At 59.3% G+C, this 15811-nt stretch carries 15 protein-coding genes; 7 read left to right on the top strand and 8 right to left on the bottom strand.

Annotation, left to right across the window (positions count from 1 at the left end):
- Nucleotides 1–29 precede the first annotated feature (29 nt).
- Nucleotides 30–1145, top strand: a complete 1116-nt coding sequence (gene queA, locus CWE16_RS10970) for a tRNA preQ1(34) S-adenosylmethionine ribosyltransferase-isomerase QueA (protein WP_131595394.1) — start codon at nt 30–32, stop codon at nt 1143–1145.
- 18 nt (nt 1146–1163) lie between these two features.
- Here queA and cysK read toward each other — a convergent pair whose 3' ends face one another.
- The 6 genes from cysK to rpsD all read right to left on the bottom strand — a co-directional run bounded on the left by cysK (nt 1164) and on the right by rpsD (nt 7372).
- Nucleotides 1164–2153, bottom strand: a complete 990-nt coding sequence (gene cysK, locus CWE16_RS10975; protein WP_131595396.1) for a cysteine synthase A — start codon at nt 2151–2153, stop codon at nt 1164–1166.
- A 98-nt stretch (nt 2154–2251) separates the two neighbouring features.
- Nucleotides 2252–3778 carry a PLP-dependent transferase gene (locus tag CWE16_RS10980; protein ID WP_131595398.1) on the bottom strand — a complete coding sequence of 509 codons (1527 nt, stop codon included), beginning with the start codon at nt 3776–3778 and terminating at the stop codon, nt 2252–2254.
- Nucleotides 3775–4932, bottom strand: coding sequence for a trans-sulfuration enzyme family protein (locus CWE16_RS10985; protein ID WP_131595400.1), 1158 nt, complete (start codon nt 4930–4932; stop codon nt 3775–3777). The genes CWE16_RS10980 and CWE16_RS10985 overlap by 4 nt, the downstream gene beginning before the upstream one ends.
- Nucleotides 4933–5041: 109 nt before the next feature.
- A complete protein-coding gene (locus tag CWE16_RS10990; RefSeq protein WP_236629709.1) occupies nt 5042–6166 on the bottom strand; it encodes a fatty acid desaturase in 1125 nt (374 codons plus the stop codon).
- Between the two features lie 329 nt (nt 6167–6495).
- Nucleotides 6496–6624 carry a hypothetical protein gene (locus tag CWE16_RS12375; RefSeq protein WP_269088346.1) on the bottom strand — a complete coding sequence of 43 codons (129 nt, stop codon included), beginning with the start codon at nt 6622–6624 and terminating at the stop codon, nt 6496–6498.
- A gap of 139 nt (nt 6625–6763) precedes the next feature.
- Nucleotides 6764–7372: a 30S ribosomal protein S4 gene (gene rpsD, locus CWE16_RS11005; protein WP_131456100.1), complete on the bottom strand. Its 609-nt coding sequence runs from the start codon at nt 7370–7372 to the stop codon at nt 6764–6766.
- 74 nt (nt 7373–7446) lie between these two features.
- Between rpsD and yidD the strand changes: the two genes are divergently transcribed.
- From yidD to CWE16_RS11020, 3 genes are read left to right on the top strand one after another with little or no spacing between them, the layout of a single operon-like run.
- Nucleotides 7447–7713 carry a membrane protein insertion efficiency factor YidD gene (gene yidD, locus CWE16_RS11010; RefSeq protein ID WP_131456102.1) on the top strand — a complete coding sequence of 89 codons (267 nt, stop codon included), beginning with the start codon at nt 7447–7449 and terminating at the stop codon, nt 7711–7713.
- Nucleotides 7694–8014, top strand: coding sequence for a glutaredoxin family protein (locus tag CWE16_RS11015; protein ID WP_236629710.1), 321 nt, complete (start codon nt 7694–7696; stop codon nt 8012–8014). The genes yidD and CWE16_RS11015 overlap by 20 nt, the downstream gene beginning before the upstream one ends.
- Nucleotides 8015–8041: 27 nt before the next feature.
- Nucleotides 8042–9553 carry a UDP-N-acetylmuramoyl-L-alanyl-D-glutamate--2,6-diaminopimelate ligase gene (locus tag CWE16_RS11020; RefSeq protein WP_131595408.1) on the top strand — a complete coding sequence of 504 codons (1512 nt, stop codon included), beginning with the start codon at nt 8042–8044 and terminating at the stop codon, nt 9551–9553.
- Between the two features lie 29 nt (nt 9554–9582).
- Here the strand turns inward: CWE16_RS11020 and CWE16_RS11025 are convergent, their stop codons facing one another.
- Both CWE16_RS11025 and CWE16_RS11030 read right to left on the bottom strand, forming a co-directional pair.
- Entirely contained in the window at nt 9583–10281 is a 699-nt protein-coding gene (locus CWE16_RS11025) for a sulfite exporter TauE/SafE family protein (RefSeq protein ID WP_236629711.1), read from the bottom strand.
- A gap of 18 nt (nt 10282–10299) precedes the next feature.
- Nucleotides 10300–11478, bottom strand: a complete 1179-nt coding sequence (locus CWE16_RS11030; RefSeq protein ID WP_131595410.1) for an aminotransferase class V-fold PLP-dependent enzyme — start codon at nt 11476–11478, stop codon at nt 10300–10302.
- 82 nt (nt 11479–11560) lie between these two features.
- On the opposite strand from CWE16_RS11030, the gene rimK reads away from it, so the two are divergent.
- Genes rimK through CWE16_RS11045 form a run of 3 tightly spaced genes read left to right on the top strand, consistent with a single transcriptional unit; the run spans nt 11561 to nt 15794 of the window.
- Nucleotides 11561–12985, top strand: coding sequence for a 30S ribosomal protein S6--L-glutamate ligase (rimK, locus tag CWE16_RS11035; protein WP_236629712.1), 1425 nt, complete (start codon nt 11561–11563; stop codon nt 12983–12985).
- A gap of 29 nt (nt 12986–13014) precedes the next feature.
- Nucleotides 13015–15465: a sulfatase-like hydrolase/transferase gene (locus tag CWE16_RS11040; RefSeq protein ID WP_131595412.1), complete on the top strand. Its 2451-nt coding sequence runs from the start codon at nt 13015–13017 to the stop codon at nt 15463–15465.
- Nucleotides 15462–15794, top strand: a complete 333-nt coding sequence (locus tag CWE16_RS11045) for a Nif11-like leader peptide family natural product precursor (RefSeq protein ID WP_131595414.1) — start codon at nt 15462–15464, stop codon at nt 15792–15794. Before CWE16_RS11040 ends, CWE16_RS11045 begins: the two co-directional genes overlap by 4 nt.
- The last annotated feature ends 17 nt before the right edge of the window (nt 15795–15811 follow it).

The following is a 15811-nucleotide window of genomic DNA, read 5'->3' on the forward strand; positions in this document are numbered from 1 at the left end:
GCAGATTGGCCATTGCCGCGCCGGTGCCTGTGTCTGACCCCCGCGATCTCCAGCTCAGTTCCTACGACTATCAGTTGCCTGAAGAGCGGATTGCTCAGTCGCCTGTGGAGCCGCGGCATGCAGCGCGGTTGCTGATGGTGCCATCCATCGATGCTCCGCTCGAACAGGTGCGTCATCAGACGGTGTGGGACTGGCAGCACGAACTCCAGCCCGGCGATCTGCTGGTGGTGAATGACACGCGGGTGTTGAAGGCCCGCTTGCGGGTGCGTCGCTCCGGGGGAGGGATGGCGGAGCTGCTGGTGCTAGAGCCGTGGGGTGAGGGGCGCTGGCTGTGTCTGGCCCGTCCTGCGAAGAAGTTGCGTCCTGGCGATCAGGTGTGGCTCGAGGGTCTTGAGCAGGAGCCTTTGCCGTTGCAGGTGCTGGCTAGCGATGCGGCAAGTGGCGGTCGCATCGTGCAATTCCCTGCCGGCTGCGAGGACGCGATCGCGATCGAAGCCCTGTTGGAGCGGTATGGAGAGGTGCCTCTGCCCCCATACATCACCCGGCACGACGAGGCGGATCAAACCCGTTACCAGACTCGTTATGCCGCACGACCCGGGGCTGTGGCGGCTCCCACGGCGGGGCTGCATCTCAGTGATCCGTTGCTGGCAGCGATCCGGGAGCGGGGCATTGCGCTGGCCTCGGTGACGCTCCACGTGGGCCTGGGCACCTTTCGGCCTGTGGAGACCGAAGACCTGAGCGAGCTCACGCTGCACAGCGAATGGGTCGAGGTGTCGGCCGACTTGGTGGAGGCGGTGAAGGCTTGCCGAGCACGGAGTGGACGGGTGATTGCTGTGGGCACCACCAGCGTCCGAGCTCTGGAAGGGGCGGCGGCTGCGGCAGGGGGACAGCTGCAGCCCTTAAAAGGTCCTGTGGATCTGGTGATTCAGCCGGGTTTTCGTTTTGCCGTGGTGCAGGGGCTGCTCACCAACTTCCATTTGCCGAAAAGCTCACTGCTCTTGCTGGTGAGCGCACTGATCAGTCGCGAGCGTCTCCTCAAGCTCTACGAAGTCGCGATTGGGGAGCGTTATCGCTTCTATTCCTACGGCGATGCCATGTGGATCGCTCCGGAGGCGGTGCTGAAGGCAGCGGCCCCCGGAGACTGAGTGGCGTTCAGGCGCTGATCAAGCGGTCACTGCGGGCTGTTCGATGATGCCGCTGGGCACATCAGCGAAGAGCACCGAGGAGAGGTAGCGCTCGGCCAGGTCGGGCAGCACCACGACGATGGTTTTGCCGGCGTAGGCATCTTGCTGGGCCAGGCGGATCGCGGCAGCAGCTGCGGCACCACAGGAGATGCCCACCAGCAGACCTTCTTCCTTGGCGAGGCGCAGGGCCATCTCAACGGACTCTTCGTTGGTGACCTGCTCCACCTTGTCGACGACCGAGAGGTCGAGGTTTTTGGGGATGAATCCGGCACCGATGCCCTGAATCTTGTGGGGGCCTGGCTTCACCTCATCGCCGTTCAGGGTCTGGGTGATCACAGGGCTGTGGCTGGGTTCCACGGCCACCGATTCGATTGCCTTGCCAGCCTGATTCTTGATGTAGCGCGATACACCGGTGATCGTGCCACCGGTGCCGACGCCTGCCACGAGGACGTCGATGGCGCCGTCGCAGTCATTCCAGATTTCTGGACCTGTGGTTTTCTCGTGAATCTCGGGGTTGGCGGGGTTCTCGAACTGACCGGGCATGAAATATTTGCTGGGGTCGCTCTCGGCGATCTCCTTGGCCTTGGCAATGGCACCACCCATGCCCTTGGCGGCCTCGGTGAGGATGATGTCTGCACCCAGCACGGCCATCACCCGCCGCCGTTCGATGGACATCGACTCAGGCATCGTGAGGATGAGCTTGTAGCCGCGGGCTGCCGCCGTGAAGGCCAGAGCGATGCCGGTGTTTCCAGAGGTGGGCTCGACGATGGTCTTGCCTTCGCTGAGCACGCCACGCTTCTCGGCGTCCCAGATCATGTTCGCGCCGATGCGGCACTTCACGCTGTAGGCGGGGTTGCGGCCTTCAACCTTGGCGAGCACGGTGGCCTTGCAGCCCTTGGTGACGTGGTTCAGGCGCACCAGGGGAGTGTTGCCGATGGCCTGGCTGTTATCGGCGTAAACGCGAGACATGGGGAAAGTTGCTGAAACCCAATCAAGGCAATGTAGGGAGTTCAGGGCGTAATGAGGCCGGCTGTTAAGGCCCTGTTCAGATTCCTTGAGGATGGGTTTCAAGCTTCCAGGGCCTGTTTAAAGCGCTGCCAGAGTTCTGCAGGGTCCTCCAGTCCCACAGACACCCGCAGGAGATGGGAGGGCACGCCGCAGGATGCAGCCCAGGGCAGTTCCTCGTAGTGGGCGAGCAGCACGTAGGGGCAACAGAGCGTGAAGGCCGTGCCGAGGCTCGGCCCTTTGCACACAGAGAGGGCGTCGTAGACCCGCTGGGCTTTCACGGTGCCTCCCTTCAGTTCAAACGACAGCAGGCAACCGTGACCAGGGGCGGAACAGCCATGACCAGGGGCTGAACCGACGTTCCCGGCATCGGATCGCATCAGGGCGGCGAAGTTCGCGCAGTCAGCCGGGTGAAAGACCCGTTCCACTGCCGGGTGCTGTTTCAGATGCTCGGCCAAGGCAAGCGTGTTGGCATTGAGCTGGGGTAACCGCTGGTTGAGATCGCGGCTGCCTTGTTCGAGGGGGATTGCATCAGCGGCAGCGAGGCCGGCCAGGATGCCTGCTTCATTGGATGACCGCTTGGAGAGGAAGGTCTGCCTCCACGTGGAGTGGGGGCTCACGATCAGGCTGCCCGCGAGCACATCCCCCCGACCGGCAAAGCTCTTGGTGAGGGAACTGAACACCAGGTCGGCATGGGGAAGGGCGTCGATGTTGAGCCCGGAGCCAATCGTGTCGTCAGCGATCACGGGGATGGCGCGGGCGTGGGCGAGCTTGGCAATCGTTGGCAGGTCAACGCACTGCAGCAGCGGGTTGCTGGGGAGTTCCACCACCAGTGCTGCCGGCTTGAGTCGCTCTAGGGCGGCCTCAACCATGGCGGGGCTGCTGTCCATCAGCAGCTCTGCACCGTTGAACAGCACCTGGGGCTGTTTGAGCACATCCACGTAGGGGAAGCCGATCTGGAGAGAGGGGCGGCCTGGATGCAGGTGGTTCACCAGTCGCAGCGCTTCGTGTTGGGCTGCCATGCCAGAAGGATGCAGCGAGATGTTCTCGGCGTTGCAGCCATACATCTGCGCCAGGCGGCTGATCACGGCTTGGAGCGCTGCGTTGGCTTCGCTGGCGGAGGGTGCGCTCTCCTTCCCAAGGGCGATGGCCGCCAATCGGGAGGAGGCCCCGAGGCCGGCGTGCTGCCAGAAGGCCTTGGCTGCTGCAGTGCTGTCAGGGTCGGCAATCAAGCAAGCGAGTCCGCGCACTGTTGCGATCGTTGTGTGAGCGTCGGGTGCCTCGCGGAGGCAGTGCGCCAGCGCGGCCTCCGCCGCGGCGAGGGTTGGATAGGGCCAGGCTCTGCTGGTTGGTGGGGCACCGCTCTCATCCAGGGCAGCCCTGGCTAGCTCTGAGACCAGCGGGTGGAAGCCGAAACGGGGATAGATCGCCCGCAACTGCGACCGGCAGGCCGGATCGTTGTCTTCGTAGGCCACCACATCCCTCCAGCGGGGCAATGCCACCGACACGGCATGGGTGGCATCGGGAAGCGGATGACCCAGGTCCGCGGCCTGCCAGCAGGGATTGTGCTGCAGATCGCGGGGGCTCATGACAGCAGGGCGAGGGCCTGATCGAGATCGGCGATCAGATCGTCGGGATCTTCGCAGCCGATCGAGAGACGCACGAGCCCATCACTGATCCCGAGCTTCTCCTTCACGTCGGCGGCCACGGCGGCATGGGTCATGGTGGCGGGGTGGCAGATCAGGCTTTCAACGCCCCCAAGGCTTTCGGCCATGGTGAACCAGCGCAGAGCCTTGCAAACGGCATAGGCCTGCTCACGGGTTGCTCGGATGCCGATGGTCACGATCGCTCCACCGCCACGCATCTGACGGAGCGCCACGGCTTCCTGGGGATGATCGTTTCGATGGGGATACCGCACCCAGTTCACGGCCGGATGCATGGCCAGGTGGTCAGCGATCGTCGCCGCACTGGCCATCTGATGCCGAAGGCGCAGGGGCAGGGTTTTGATGCCCCGTGTAATCAGCCAACAGTCGAAGGGGGATGGCATCAGGCCCAGGGCTTTCTGGGCAAACACCATGCGCCCATGCCATTCAGGGGCATCCGTGCACACGGCACCCCCTAAGGCATCGGAGTGACCGTTGATGTATTTGGTGGTGCTGGTGAGCGAGAGCGTGGCACCCAGCTGCAAAGGGCGCTGCACCAAGGCTGTGGCGAAGGTGTTGTCGACCACAACGGGCACACCTGCGCTGCGGGCTGCGCTGCAGACCGCTTCCAGGTCAATCACTTTGAGAAGGGGATTGGTAGGGCTCTCCAGCCAGACCATGGCGGGTTGGCGCTCAGCAATCGTTGTGAGCGCTTGGGGATCAGTGAAATCGACCCATTCCGTGCGCACACCGAATTTGGCAAACACCTGTTCAAACAGGCGCACGGTGCAGCCGTAGAGGTTCTCTTCGCAGAGCACCAGATCCCCCTGGCTGAGGGTGGAGGCGATGGCGGTAATAGCGCTGACGCCTGAACCGAACACCGTGGCGTGGGCACTCTGCTCAATGGAGGCGAGCACGCCTTCGAGGATGCGGAAGTTGGGGTTCCCCGAGCGGGTGTAGTCGAACCCGCCAGGGTTGCCGTGGGCGAAGGTTGAGGTGGCGTAGATCGGCGGCATCACCGTGCCGGTCTCGGCCGCGTAGCTCTCACCGTGATGGATGGCCCGGGTGGCAGTAGCGGGTGCGGTCGCGGGATGCTGCAAGGGGGAGATTCGATCGGCTATCGAGTTTAGGAGATTGTTGTTTTTCTCAGTAAGAATCAAGACTTATCTATTCGCGCTTCCGCAGAGCAATATGCGCAAGATGTGGAAATTATTGTTTCGTTGAAACAAGCTTAAAGGCTTCGTTGTCCCAAAGGATTAATGAAAAGCACTCCCAGACTTGATCAAGTCGTAGTCGCTTAACGTTGTCAAAGTTGTTTTGTTCGTCTTGATGGCACATGCGCAAGCGATAATTTGGTATTCTTTCGGAGAGGTGATGCACGTGGTGGTAAGCGATATCAGCGGTGAACCAGTTGAGAACAGGAGGCATGATTAAAAATGATGAGCCATCGACAGCACCTTTGAAGTAACTCCAATTGTCTTCGCCACTCGCATACGATCCTGGGAAGTTGTGTTGGACAAAGAACACTGCGATCATGATTGCTGCGCTGGTGCTCATGATTGAGGTGTAGAGGATCCAAAAGTGCCAATATCCGATTGCGCTTCCGATCCACCACCAGGTAAGTGAGACGCAAATGGTGTTGGCAGTTGTGTCGTAAACCTCCTCTCTGGTGTAGAAAAAGCTTGATTTGTGTTTGTCGATGAACGTAAAGGGGTTAAACACTTTGCCACTAGACAATTCACGGCACCCATGGATAGTACCTTTTGCAATCAATTCGAGAAATCCCAGAAGTAATGCAACTCTCGGCTTGATCACCAAATAGTAAAAGCCCCCAGGTAAGAGGGTTAAGGGGTGGCGAAGTATTTTATAGGCAAACTGAGAGTATTTGGTCTTGTTCTTATATTCGCGGAGCGTCGTTAAAGCCGATGGACCTCTGTAACGATTCCAGTTGCCATTGTGTTTGTGGTGAAATGCGTGACCCCTTGACCAAGGGTGATGAGGCATGGCGTGAACAATGCTGAGAAGGAAGGCGGCAACACGATTGGAGGCCTTGGCCTTGAACAAGCTGTGATGGCCGCAATCATGCATCAGTGAAAAGCTTCTGCTTAAAAAAAGAATGATAAAAATAAAAAGAACGGGTGTTAATATGAGTGATAGTATTGACAGCTTTTCGGTGACATTGGCAATTGCAATGCAGCATAAGGTCAAGGGGACGATCGTGCTAATGATCTGCCAGGCGGCAATTCTGTCGTCGCTGCTCATGTACGGCTTGATATTTAAGTCAATGCGCCTCAGCGGAGTTGTTGACAGGGTTTTGGTAACGGCGCTGTTCAAGGGGATTGTTTTCGTTGATTAGTGGTATGGAAGCGAGTTGTTCGGCCTGCTTTTTGAGGAGTGGTGATGCCGAATGCTGGAAGCAATGGTACAAATAAATTCAGTATGGCGGCGAGATTTCGAGGTTTCGCCAGTATTTGATCTGACCCTAGTGGATTTTGCCAATGGTTGACCCCTCTCCGCTCCCTGGAAAGCCGAGAGCACTGACCTACTCGGAGATGATGAATGGTGGTCGCGCGCAGATGGATGAGCAAACTCACGAGCGAGAGCTCGAGTTGCAACGACGTGAAGCGACCTTGGAACAACAGGTCAACCGTTTGGAGCAGTCTTTAAAAATCGCTGAGTGACTGCTTTGCATCGGGCGAAAAAAACTCCTGCCCGCCATCGATCACCACAACGTCGTTGTTGATGCAGAAACCAGGGTCATAAAAATCTTCATGGACACCACCGATGCGCACCCGTCGTCCATTGCTGGGATTCTTGTGCCATGGGGGCTTTAAGCGGTTTGTTTGTTTTAGCTCTCTCCACCATTGATGCCTAGTCACAAAAAAACCCCCACCGAGGTGGGGGCATGAAGCCATGTGGTGTAACTGAAGGTCAGACCTTTCTGGAGTAGTACTCCACCACCAGCAGTTCGTTGATTTCGAGCGCGACCCATTCGCGCTCGCAGCGGCCCACCACCTTGGCGCTGAGCTTGGGCTTGTCGAGCTCCAGGTGCGGAGGCACGTTGGCCAGGCCAGGGAACTCCAGGTTGCCCTCAGCCAGTTGCTTGCTGCACTTGCGCTCGCGGATGGCGATCACGTCGCCGGGCTTGCACTGATAGCTGGCGATGTCGGTGACGCGACCGTTCACGGTCACGTGCCCATGGTTCACCAGCTGACGGGCACCGGGAACGGTGGGGCCGAAGCCGAGGCGGAAGCAGACATTGTCGAGACGGTTCTCGAGCAGTTTCAGAAGGTTGGTTCCAGTGGAACCCTCCTGGGCGCGCGCTTTCTTCACGTAGCGCACGAGCTGACGCTCGGAGACGCCGTAGTTGAAGCGAAGCTTTTGCTTCTCTTCGAGACGGATCGCGTATTCAGAGCGCTTGCGACGGGCTTGGCCGTGCTGACCGGGGGGATAGGACCGCTTTGCGGCCTTCCGGGTGAGACCGGGAAGGTCTCCCAAGCGCCGCGTGATCCTCAGGCGAGGGCCGCGGTATCGAGACATAGGGAAGGAGTTGTTGGGACCATTCGCGCCGCTCAACCGTCATGCTGGACACAAGGCCCAGACCGTGGCTCCGCATGCGCGAATCGAACACTCTATCTGGCGGCATTCCAGCCCTCTGCAACCAACTCCTTGCTGGCCTGATGCTGGCCCTGATCGGCTTCTATCGCCGCTGGTTCTCGCCGTTGCTCGGGCCCCGCTGCCGCTTCATTCCTAGTTGCAGCGCCTATGGGTTGGAGGCGATCCAGCGCCATGGTCCCTGGCGAGGCGGATGGCTTACCTTGCGCCGGCTCAGCCGCTGCCATCCCTTCACCCCTTGCGGTTGTGACCCTGTCCCCGACTGAGCAGCAAACACTCACCCTCTTCAGCCGCAAGGGCTGTTGTTTGTGCGAGGGGCTGGAGGAGCGTTTGCGCGCGCTTGATCTGTCCGCCTTGCAACCGCCTCTGTCGTTGGAGGTGGTGGATATCGATGCTCCGGATTGTTCCCCTGAACTTCGGGCCCGATTCGACCTGGAGGTGCCTGTGCTCACCCTGGTCATCATCGGGAGACAGCTGGAGCTACCGCGGGTGTCCCCGCGACTGAGTGACGAGGGCCTGTTGAACTGGTTGCAACGGGCCTGCTCCAAGGCGCTTGGATCGGATTAGAACGGCCCCATCGTTTTCGGGTCGGCGATGTCTCAGACGCTGCATTCGCTCCTGCGAGCTGTTGGCCTGACCTGGCCGGAGTCACTGGCCAATGCGCCGATTCAGGCGATTACCTGCGATTCCCGCTGTGTTGGCGCGGGCAGCCTGTTTCTGGGGTTGCCTGGGGTTCGTGTGGATGGCGGCAGTTTCTGGCCTAAGGCCCTCGCCGATGGTGCCGTGGCTGCGGTGATTGGCCCGGCGGCGGCGGCTGCTCAACCGCCGGGGGAGAATGATCCTGTGCTGGTGGTGCCCGAGCCGGTAGCCACTTGGATCGGTGAATTGGCCGCGGCGTTCTGGCAGCACCCCTCCAGTCGCATGACCTTGATCGGAGTGACGGGCACGAACGGCAAGACCACCACCACCCATCTGATCGAGCACTTGAGTCTGGAGGCCGGTCGACCCGCCGCTTTGTTCGGCACGCTGGTGAACCGCTGGCCTGGGCACAGCATCACGGCCACCCACACCACGGCCTTTGCCGATCGTCTTCAGGCCCAGCTGGCGGAGGCGGTGGCCGGTGGCACCCAGGTGGCGGCGATGGAAGTGAGCTCCCACGCCCTGGAGCAGCAGCGGGTGGCCGGGTGCCGCTTCGCTGGGGCTGTGTTCACCAACCTCACCCAGGACCACCTCGACTACCACCCATCGATGGAGGCCTATTTCGAGGCCAAGGCGCGCCTGTTCGCGGCGCCTCTGTTGCTTGATGAGGGGGCTCGGGCTGTGGTGAACGTTGACGACCCCTGGGGCCGACAGTTGGCCGAGCGGTTGGCTGAGCGCTGCTGGCGCAGTTCCCTCGAACCCGATCAGGACGTTGAGTTGACCATGACCGATCTGGTGATGCGCTCCAGCGGTGTGGAGGGGCGCCTGCTGACACCGAGGGGAGAGGGGATGTTCCAGTCGCCGCTGGTCGGGCGGTTCAACCTGATGAACCTGTTGCAGGCCGTTGGTGTGCTGCAGCAACAGGGCCTTCCTTTGCCCATGCTGCTGCAGGGCATCAGCAGCTTCCGTGGCGTGCCGGGACGCATGGAGCGGGTGGTGGTGCCGTCAGCGGCTGCCGATCAGCTACCTGCCGTGCTGGTCGATTACGCCCATACCCCTGATGGCCTCAAGAACGCCCTGGAGGCCTGCCGTCCTTTTGTGCAGGGGCGTTTGGTCTGCGTGTTCGGCTGTGGGGGCGACCGCGATCGGGGTAAGCGGCCTCAGATGGCGGCCATTGCCGCCCAGCTGGCGGATCGGGTTGTGGTCACATCCGATAACCCACGCACCGAGGACCCCCAGCAGATCCTCAACGATGTGGTGGCGGGCCTGCCGGTTGGATGTGAGCCTGTAGTGGCGGTGGACCGGGCTGCAGCGATCGCCGGGGCGGTGGCTTCGGCGGCACCGGGCGATCTGGTGTTGATTGCTGGAAAAGGGCATGAGGACTATCAGATCCTGGGCACTGAGAAAGTGCATTTCGATGACCGTGAGGAGGCGGAGAAGGCGCTTCGCTCTCGCCTGAGCTGTTGATCGGCTGATTCTTTGGGCTGCCCGCAGCCCTAGAGCAGGCCCAGAATCCTGCTGCGTCCCGCAATCAGGGCCACGCTCACGGCAAAGCCGATCAGGAGCAGCACCTGATAGCAGAGGAAGAACAACCGCTCGCTCGCACCGCGATAAAAGCGCTGGCCGCTCAGATTGCCGATCACTGTGACCGGGATCAGCAGCAGGGCACTGCCGGCGTTGCCGAGATGGAGGATGCCGAGGCTGATCAGGGGAATCAACTTGAGAAGGTTCTGCACCATCAGTGCGATCAGTTGTGCTGCCACGAAGCGACTGCGTGGAACCTGATGGCGAAGAAAAAACACCGTGAGCAGTGGTGAGCCGGAATTGGCCACGGTCTGGCTGATACCCACTCCCGATCCCACCAGCACCAGGCCGGTGGGGCCGGCCGGTCCACCGCCACCACCGGCGCTGGCAATGACGTTGCGGCCCGCCACCAGGGCCACATAAAGCAGCGAGAGCAGGGCCACCAGCACCTCCATGCGGCGATGGACGATGTTGAGATCGCCGCCCGACACCACAAAGCCGCCGGTGCCGAGGCCGCTGCGGGCGAACCCCATCAGGAAGGCGGCGCTGAGGGCAAGCAGCAGGGCCAGCCAGGGCCGGGGCTGGGTGAGAAACGCCTGCAGCACCTCCAAGCCTGAACCATTCACAACGGATGGCAGCGTCGCAAGGTCCACGATAATGCTATGTGACACGTTAGCGTGCTATTCGCGTTACGAAATAGTGCCAATTTGGTGAATGAGCTGGTCGACCTCGGTTTCGCTGGTGGCGACATGGGTGCAGGCCCGCAGGCAGATGGGATCGGCCAGATCGCGGATCCAGATCCCTTTGGCGCCGAGGGTTTCAACGGTCGTGGCTGGAGGGGTGGTCCCGGCGAGCTGGAAGCTCACCAACCCGGCCGGGGGAGGACCCTCAAGCAGGGGGGAGGCCCCTGACAGTGCCGTCAGTTGCTGCCAGAGCTTGGTGCTCAGCGCCTGAATCCGTGCCAACCGCTGCTCCGCACTCCCCTCTCGCTCGAGCAGTTCCAGCGAGGTGCGGAGGCCTGCCATGAGCGGTATGCAGCTCGTCGCCACCTCGAAGCGGCGACTGTCGTGGTGAAAAGGATCCGGATCCCCGGCGATGGCCCTGCTTTCATCCTTGAGACTCCGCCAACCGATCAGGGTGGGACTGGCCTCCGCCAGCACGCGCTCCGAGAGCGCTACGCCACCCAGGCCCTCGGGACCGCAGGCCCACTTGTGGCCTGTGAAGGCGTAGATGTCGGAGGCAGCAGCGGCTTCGGCGACTGGGATCTGCCCAAAGCTCTGGGCCGCATCCACCAGCAGGTAGGGATGGCTGGGATGCTGGCTGAGCTGCATGGCCACCGCTGCGATCGGCATCCGTTGCCCTGTGTTCCAAAGCAGGTGGGAGAGCACCACAAGCCGGGTGTTCGCATGCAAGTTGGCCGTGAGGGCACTGAGCACGTCGGCATCGGTTCGCGCCTGTTGGTCGCCACCGCCGCGGAGCTGTTTCACCGGCAGGGTGTCGATCTGAAGTTGCCGACGCCGCGCCAGCTCTTGGCAGGCGGCCACCACTCCAGGGTGCTCACAGTCGCCAATCAGGATGCGCTCTCCAGGCTGCAGGGGCAGGCCCCAGAGCGGCAGCACACAGCCACTGGTGACGTTCTCGCTCAGGGCCAAGCGATGGGGGGGGACGCCGCACAGTCCGGCCAGCAGGGCCCTGGTGCTGTTGACTTCACGGCCGATGAACGGCCAGACATCGGTGGTGAAGGGCCCCAGTTCTTGAATCTGCTGCCATGAGCTGGTGATGGCCTCCAGCGATGGTGTGGGCAACGGGCCCTGGCCGCCGTAGTTGAAGTAGGTCTTGTTGGCGAGGGCGGGGCAGTGGTTGCGCATCGCTCCAGGCGTCAGCGTATGAACTGGATCATCGCTTGATCAGCGCCCTGGCAGTGGGATCAGATTGAGGTGTTTCGCACTGATGGCGATGAACGCCAAGGTGATCGTTGGTAGTGAGGAGTGGTGCGGTCTGCCAGGCCTCGGGCTAGCGGCGATCAAAGCTCGCGTGGATTCCGGTGCCGCGACCTCGTCACTGCATGCCTTCAACATCACGCCGTTTCAACGGGAGGGGAAGGAGTGGATCAGTTTTGAGGTGCATCCCCTTCAAAACGATCGATCGGTGGTGGTGCGCCATGAGGCACCGGTGCTCCAGCAGCGCGGGGTGAAGAACACCAGCGGTCTGGTGGAGGCCCGCTATGTGATTCGCGAGACCCTGCAACTTGGTGATCAGAGCTGGCCGATCGAGCTCACGCTCACGAATCGTGATGCCATGGGGTATCGGATGCTGCTCGGCCGTGAGGCGATGGTGGGCCGGGTGCTGGTGGATCCGGAGGGCAGCCATCACCTAGTGCAGTACGACCATGCCCAGGTGGAGGCGATGTATGCCCATCACCGGGTGGAGCGCAAGGGGCTACGCATCGCTCTGCTCGCCACCGATCCCGACCTCTACAGCAATCGCCGCTTGATGGAGGCGGGGGAGGAGCGCGGCCATCGCATGGAGTTTCTGGCGATCAAGCACTGCTACATGCGCCTCGATGCCCAGAGCCCGGAGATGCATTACCGGGGCCGCGATGTGTTGGAGCGTTTCGATGCGGTGATCCCGCGCATCCGCCCGAGCGTCACGTTTTATGGCTGTGCGGTGACCCGTCAGTTCCAGGCCATGGGCTTGCAGACGCTCAACACGGCGGAAGCGATCAGCTGCTCGCGCGACAAGCTGCTGGCATCGCAACTGTTTGTGCGCCATGGCCTGAATGTGCCGGTGACTGGCTTTGCCAGTTCCCCGCTCGACACGAAAGATCTGATCACGATGGTGGGCGGGGCTCCTCTGATCGTGAAGTTGCTCGAGGGTGCCCAGGGGCGCGGCGTGGTGCTGGCGGAAACACAGAAGGCAGCCGAGAGCGTGATTAATGCGATGAAAAGCATCAACGCCAACCTGTTGGTGCAGGAATTCATCAAGGAAGCCGGCGGCAAGGATCTCCGCTGTTTTGTGATGGGCGGCAAGGTTGTGGCGGCCATCGAGCGCACCGCGGCCCTGGGCGACTATCGCGCCAACCTGCACCAGGGCGGCAAGGCCCGGGCGGTGCGGGTGCTGCAGAACGAGCGACGTCTGGCGATCGCAGCCTGCCGTGCCATGGGCCTCGATGTGGCCGGTGTCGACATCATCCGTTCGGAACGCGGCCCCCTGCTCCTGGAGGTGAATTCCAGCCCTGGGTTGGAGGGCATCGAAACCGCCACGGGGAAAGACCTGGCGGGGCGGATGATTCAGGAGCTGGAGCGCAAATTGGGTTGGGTTCGGCCGATGCTGCAGGCAGATGTCACAACCAAGTTGACTGCCTCAAAAAGCTGATTAGGTTGTATGAAATTTGAGTATCGAAAGTGGAAGTTTTCGTGAGTATTGATGGCCTGACTCATGGGGAGCGCCGAGCAGCCCGAGTGGCAGGTTTTGATCTTAACGAGCTCACGGCAAAACAATTGGATCAAGCGCGTGAGTATCTGCGCATTGCTGATGAGATTGGCATTACGTTCTTTGATAGCAAGAACGATCTCAAGCGCGTTCAAGATGCGATTCGGCTTGAGCAGGCCGAAGCTGAGGCTGCTCAATTGCCTTCTGAAATTTCAGGAATTTTAGAGGCCTCCAGCGCGGAAAAGACTGTTGCTGGTTTGATCGGCTTTGATCTTGAGCGCCTCACCGATCAAGATATTCTTCTCACAAGGGATTATCTGAGTGTTGCTGATCAGATCGGTATCGGTCAACTCGATACCAAGGATGAGCTTGCCCGCGTTCAGCAGGTCATTGGTAAGGCTGAGGCGTCTACTGAAAAGCCTCAAAATCTAATCATTTTTATCAGAGATCAGGTAAAGCCCGAAGATCTTTGGTTGCCCAGGGGATGGGCTGAGGAGAATTTGCCAACGCGTCAGTGGCTTCTCGATAACGGACTCTCGTTTGAGAATTCATTCACGAACACGGCGATGTGTTCCTCCGCACGCGCAACTTTTTTCACGGGTAAATACCCTGCTCAGCACGGCCTTGATTTGCTGTTAAGCGACATAGAGAATCCAATCCTCGATTCTCAGGTTCAGCTGAATCCTGATTTGCCAACCCTTGGAACAGTGCTTCTGGATCAGGGGTATGACGTTTCTTTCTTTGGTAAGGCCCATCTCAGTAAGACGTTCACAATGGAGGATGGGGAGGTTGTTTATCAGGATATGAATCAATATGATTTTAAAGACTGGCAGGGCCCTGATGCGGGTCAAGATATGGAACCTAAAAATGCTGGTGGTGGTTATGCAGATAATGATTCGCGTTTCATTGATGAAGCGGTGCAATGGCTTGATAAGCGCTTTGAATCAGGTAACGAGAAGCCATTTGCCATGGTGGTTTCACTTGTTAACCCCCACGACGTGCTCTCGTATCCCAGGAATTGGGGGGAGGGGGATCCTGATGAATTCTTCGGCTATCCCGAGGAGATGATTGAGGGAGATATTGATCTGTTGCCTCCAACTGTTGACGAGGATTTAACTGGATCGCTAACGATCGATGGTTTTGACTTTACCAGTAACTTCAAGCCGCAGATCCAGGGTGAATGGCTGCGAGCTCAATTTGCTGCACAGCCACTGTTGAATGATCAGATGAGGCTCAATTACCTTAACTTCTACGGAAATTTGATGGAGATTGCGGATAAGCAAATGGGCGATGTTATTGAGGCACTCGGCCGTCGTGTGGATGACACGATGTTCGTCAGTACGGCTGATCATGGTGAGATGGGGATGTCTCATGGCGGTATGGTTCAGAAGATGTTCAATGCCTATGAAGAGTCGATCAGGGTTCCAATGATCTGGTCGAATCCGAAATACTTCAAAGGTGGTCAGACCTCTGATGCACTGGTGTCGTTGGTGGATTTCTTGCCTACAGTTGCTGGGTTTTATGGATCCTCTCAGGAGCGATTGAGTGGTTATGACTTGCGTGGAGTTGATTATTCCTCGATTCTCGAAAGAGCTTCAAAGGGCTCAGCGCTGAAGCACGACAATCTTGATGTGCAGTCCTCAATTGTTTATACCTACGATGATATTTATGCTGGCCAGGATCCGCGGAACTCGATCCCTGAGGGTGCTTGGGATCACGGGCTCCTGCCTGGGCCTAATCGTTTGCAAGCTGTGCGTACAAAGGATTTCAAGTATGTTAGATATTACTCTGCGGATGAGGAGTATTCGGCCAGGAATTGGCAGGGAGAGCTCTATGACTTGAGGGTTGATGGAGGCGATTACTATCCGCTGTTTGATGGTGAGGGTGATCTCAATCCGTTTAAGCCTGGTCCGCTTGAAATGAGGAATCTCGATCCAAAAGCAGAGGCACTCCGAGTTCTGCAGGGTGGTGAGTCGATTGCGACTCCTGAGCAGCAGCTTGCCTACTTTGAAATGTCGAATTTATTAGATCAGTTGATTGGGGAGAAACTTCAGCCAATGCTCCCGTTCCCGTCTGTGGCGCCGTCTATTTTTGAGTATCAGGGCGGTTCCTCTGATGATCCGATTTACGGCATTGGTGATCCGATAGTCAGATTGATTCCGGGTTCGAATGGAACTCAGGATCTCGAGTTGGCATTTAATACGCGCGCTGGTCAAACTTATAATCTTGTGGCGCTTGACCGTTCATTGAATTCTGAAACAGGCTCGCTCGATATCTCGATAGCGGAGATGCTTGTGCCAAACATCATTGGCACGAATGGGCCTGCTTATCAGTATTTGCGAGGGCTTCCTGCTGATGCGCGCCTGTCTGATTATGCATTGGAGTGGTTGGGAGGCTTTGTGCCACTGGAGTCCTTTGGATGACCGGTCTGAGAGATCTAGAGCGCTTTATAGAGCGTGCCAAGGCAGACCCCGATGTGTCCGCGCAGCTGTCCGATTGCAGCGTTGAAAAATGGGGTGATGCTCATCTGCCCCTCGATATCGACTTGGATAAAGTGATTCAACTGGCTGCGCGACTCGGTTTCACGTTTGAACGTTCGGACGTGATTTCTAGTCAATGTAAGCATCTTCAGGAATTCTCGTTGTTCGAAATGGAGAATTCTTTTGTTGCGCGGCGCTATCTGGCTCGAGTGCAGCTGCAGCTTGACCGTGGTGGTGGTGTTATTCCTGAGATTGATTATTATCGCTATTAAATCTCCGGCTCTATCCC

The organism is Synechococcus sp. BS55D (genome assembly GCF_004332415.1).
Lineage (GTDB): Bacteria > Cyanobacteriota > Cyanobacteriia > PCC-6307 > Cyanobiaceae > Synechococcus_C.

Bases quoted from the DNA above. Each gene is read 5' to 3' on its own strand.
- cysK (WP_131595396.1), bottom strand. From the start codon at position 2,153: ATGTCTCGCGTTTACGCCGATAACAGCCAGGCCATCGGCAACACTCCC.
- CWE16_RS10980 (WP_131595398.1), bottom strand. From the start codon at position 3,778: ATGAGCCCCCGCGATCTGCAGCACAATCCCTGCTGGCAGGCCGCGGAC.
- rpsD (WP_131456100.1), bottom strand. From the start codon at position 7,372: ATGTCTCGATACCGCGGCCCTCGCCTGAGGATCACGCGGCGCTTGGGA.
- yidD (WP_131456102.1), top strand. From the start codon at position 7,447: ATGCGCGAATCGAACACTCTATCTGGCGGCATTCCAGCCCTCTGCAAC.
- CWE16_RS11020 (WP_131595408.1), top strand. From the start codon at position 8,042: ATGTCTCAGACGCTGCATTCGCTCCTGCGAGCTGTTGGCCTGACCTGG.
- CWE16_RS11030 (WP_131595410.1), bottom strand. From the start codon at position 11,478: ATGCGCAACCACTGCCCCGCCCTCGCCAACAAGACCTACTTCAACTAC.
- rimK (WP_236629712.1), top strand. From the start codon at position 11,561: ATGGCGATGAACGCCAAGGTGATCGTTGGTAGTGAGGAGTGGTGCGGT.
- CWE16_RS11045 (WP_131595414.1), top strand. From the start codon at position 15,462: ATGACCGGTCTGAGAGATCTAGAGCGCTTTATAGAGCGTGCCAAGGCA.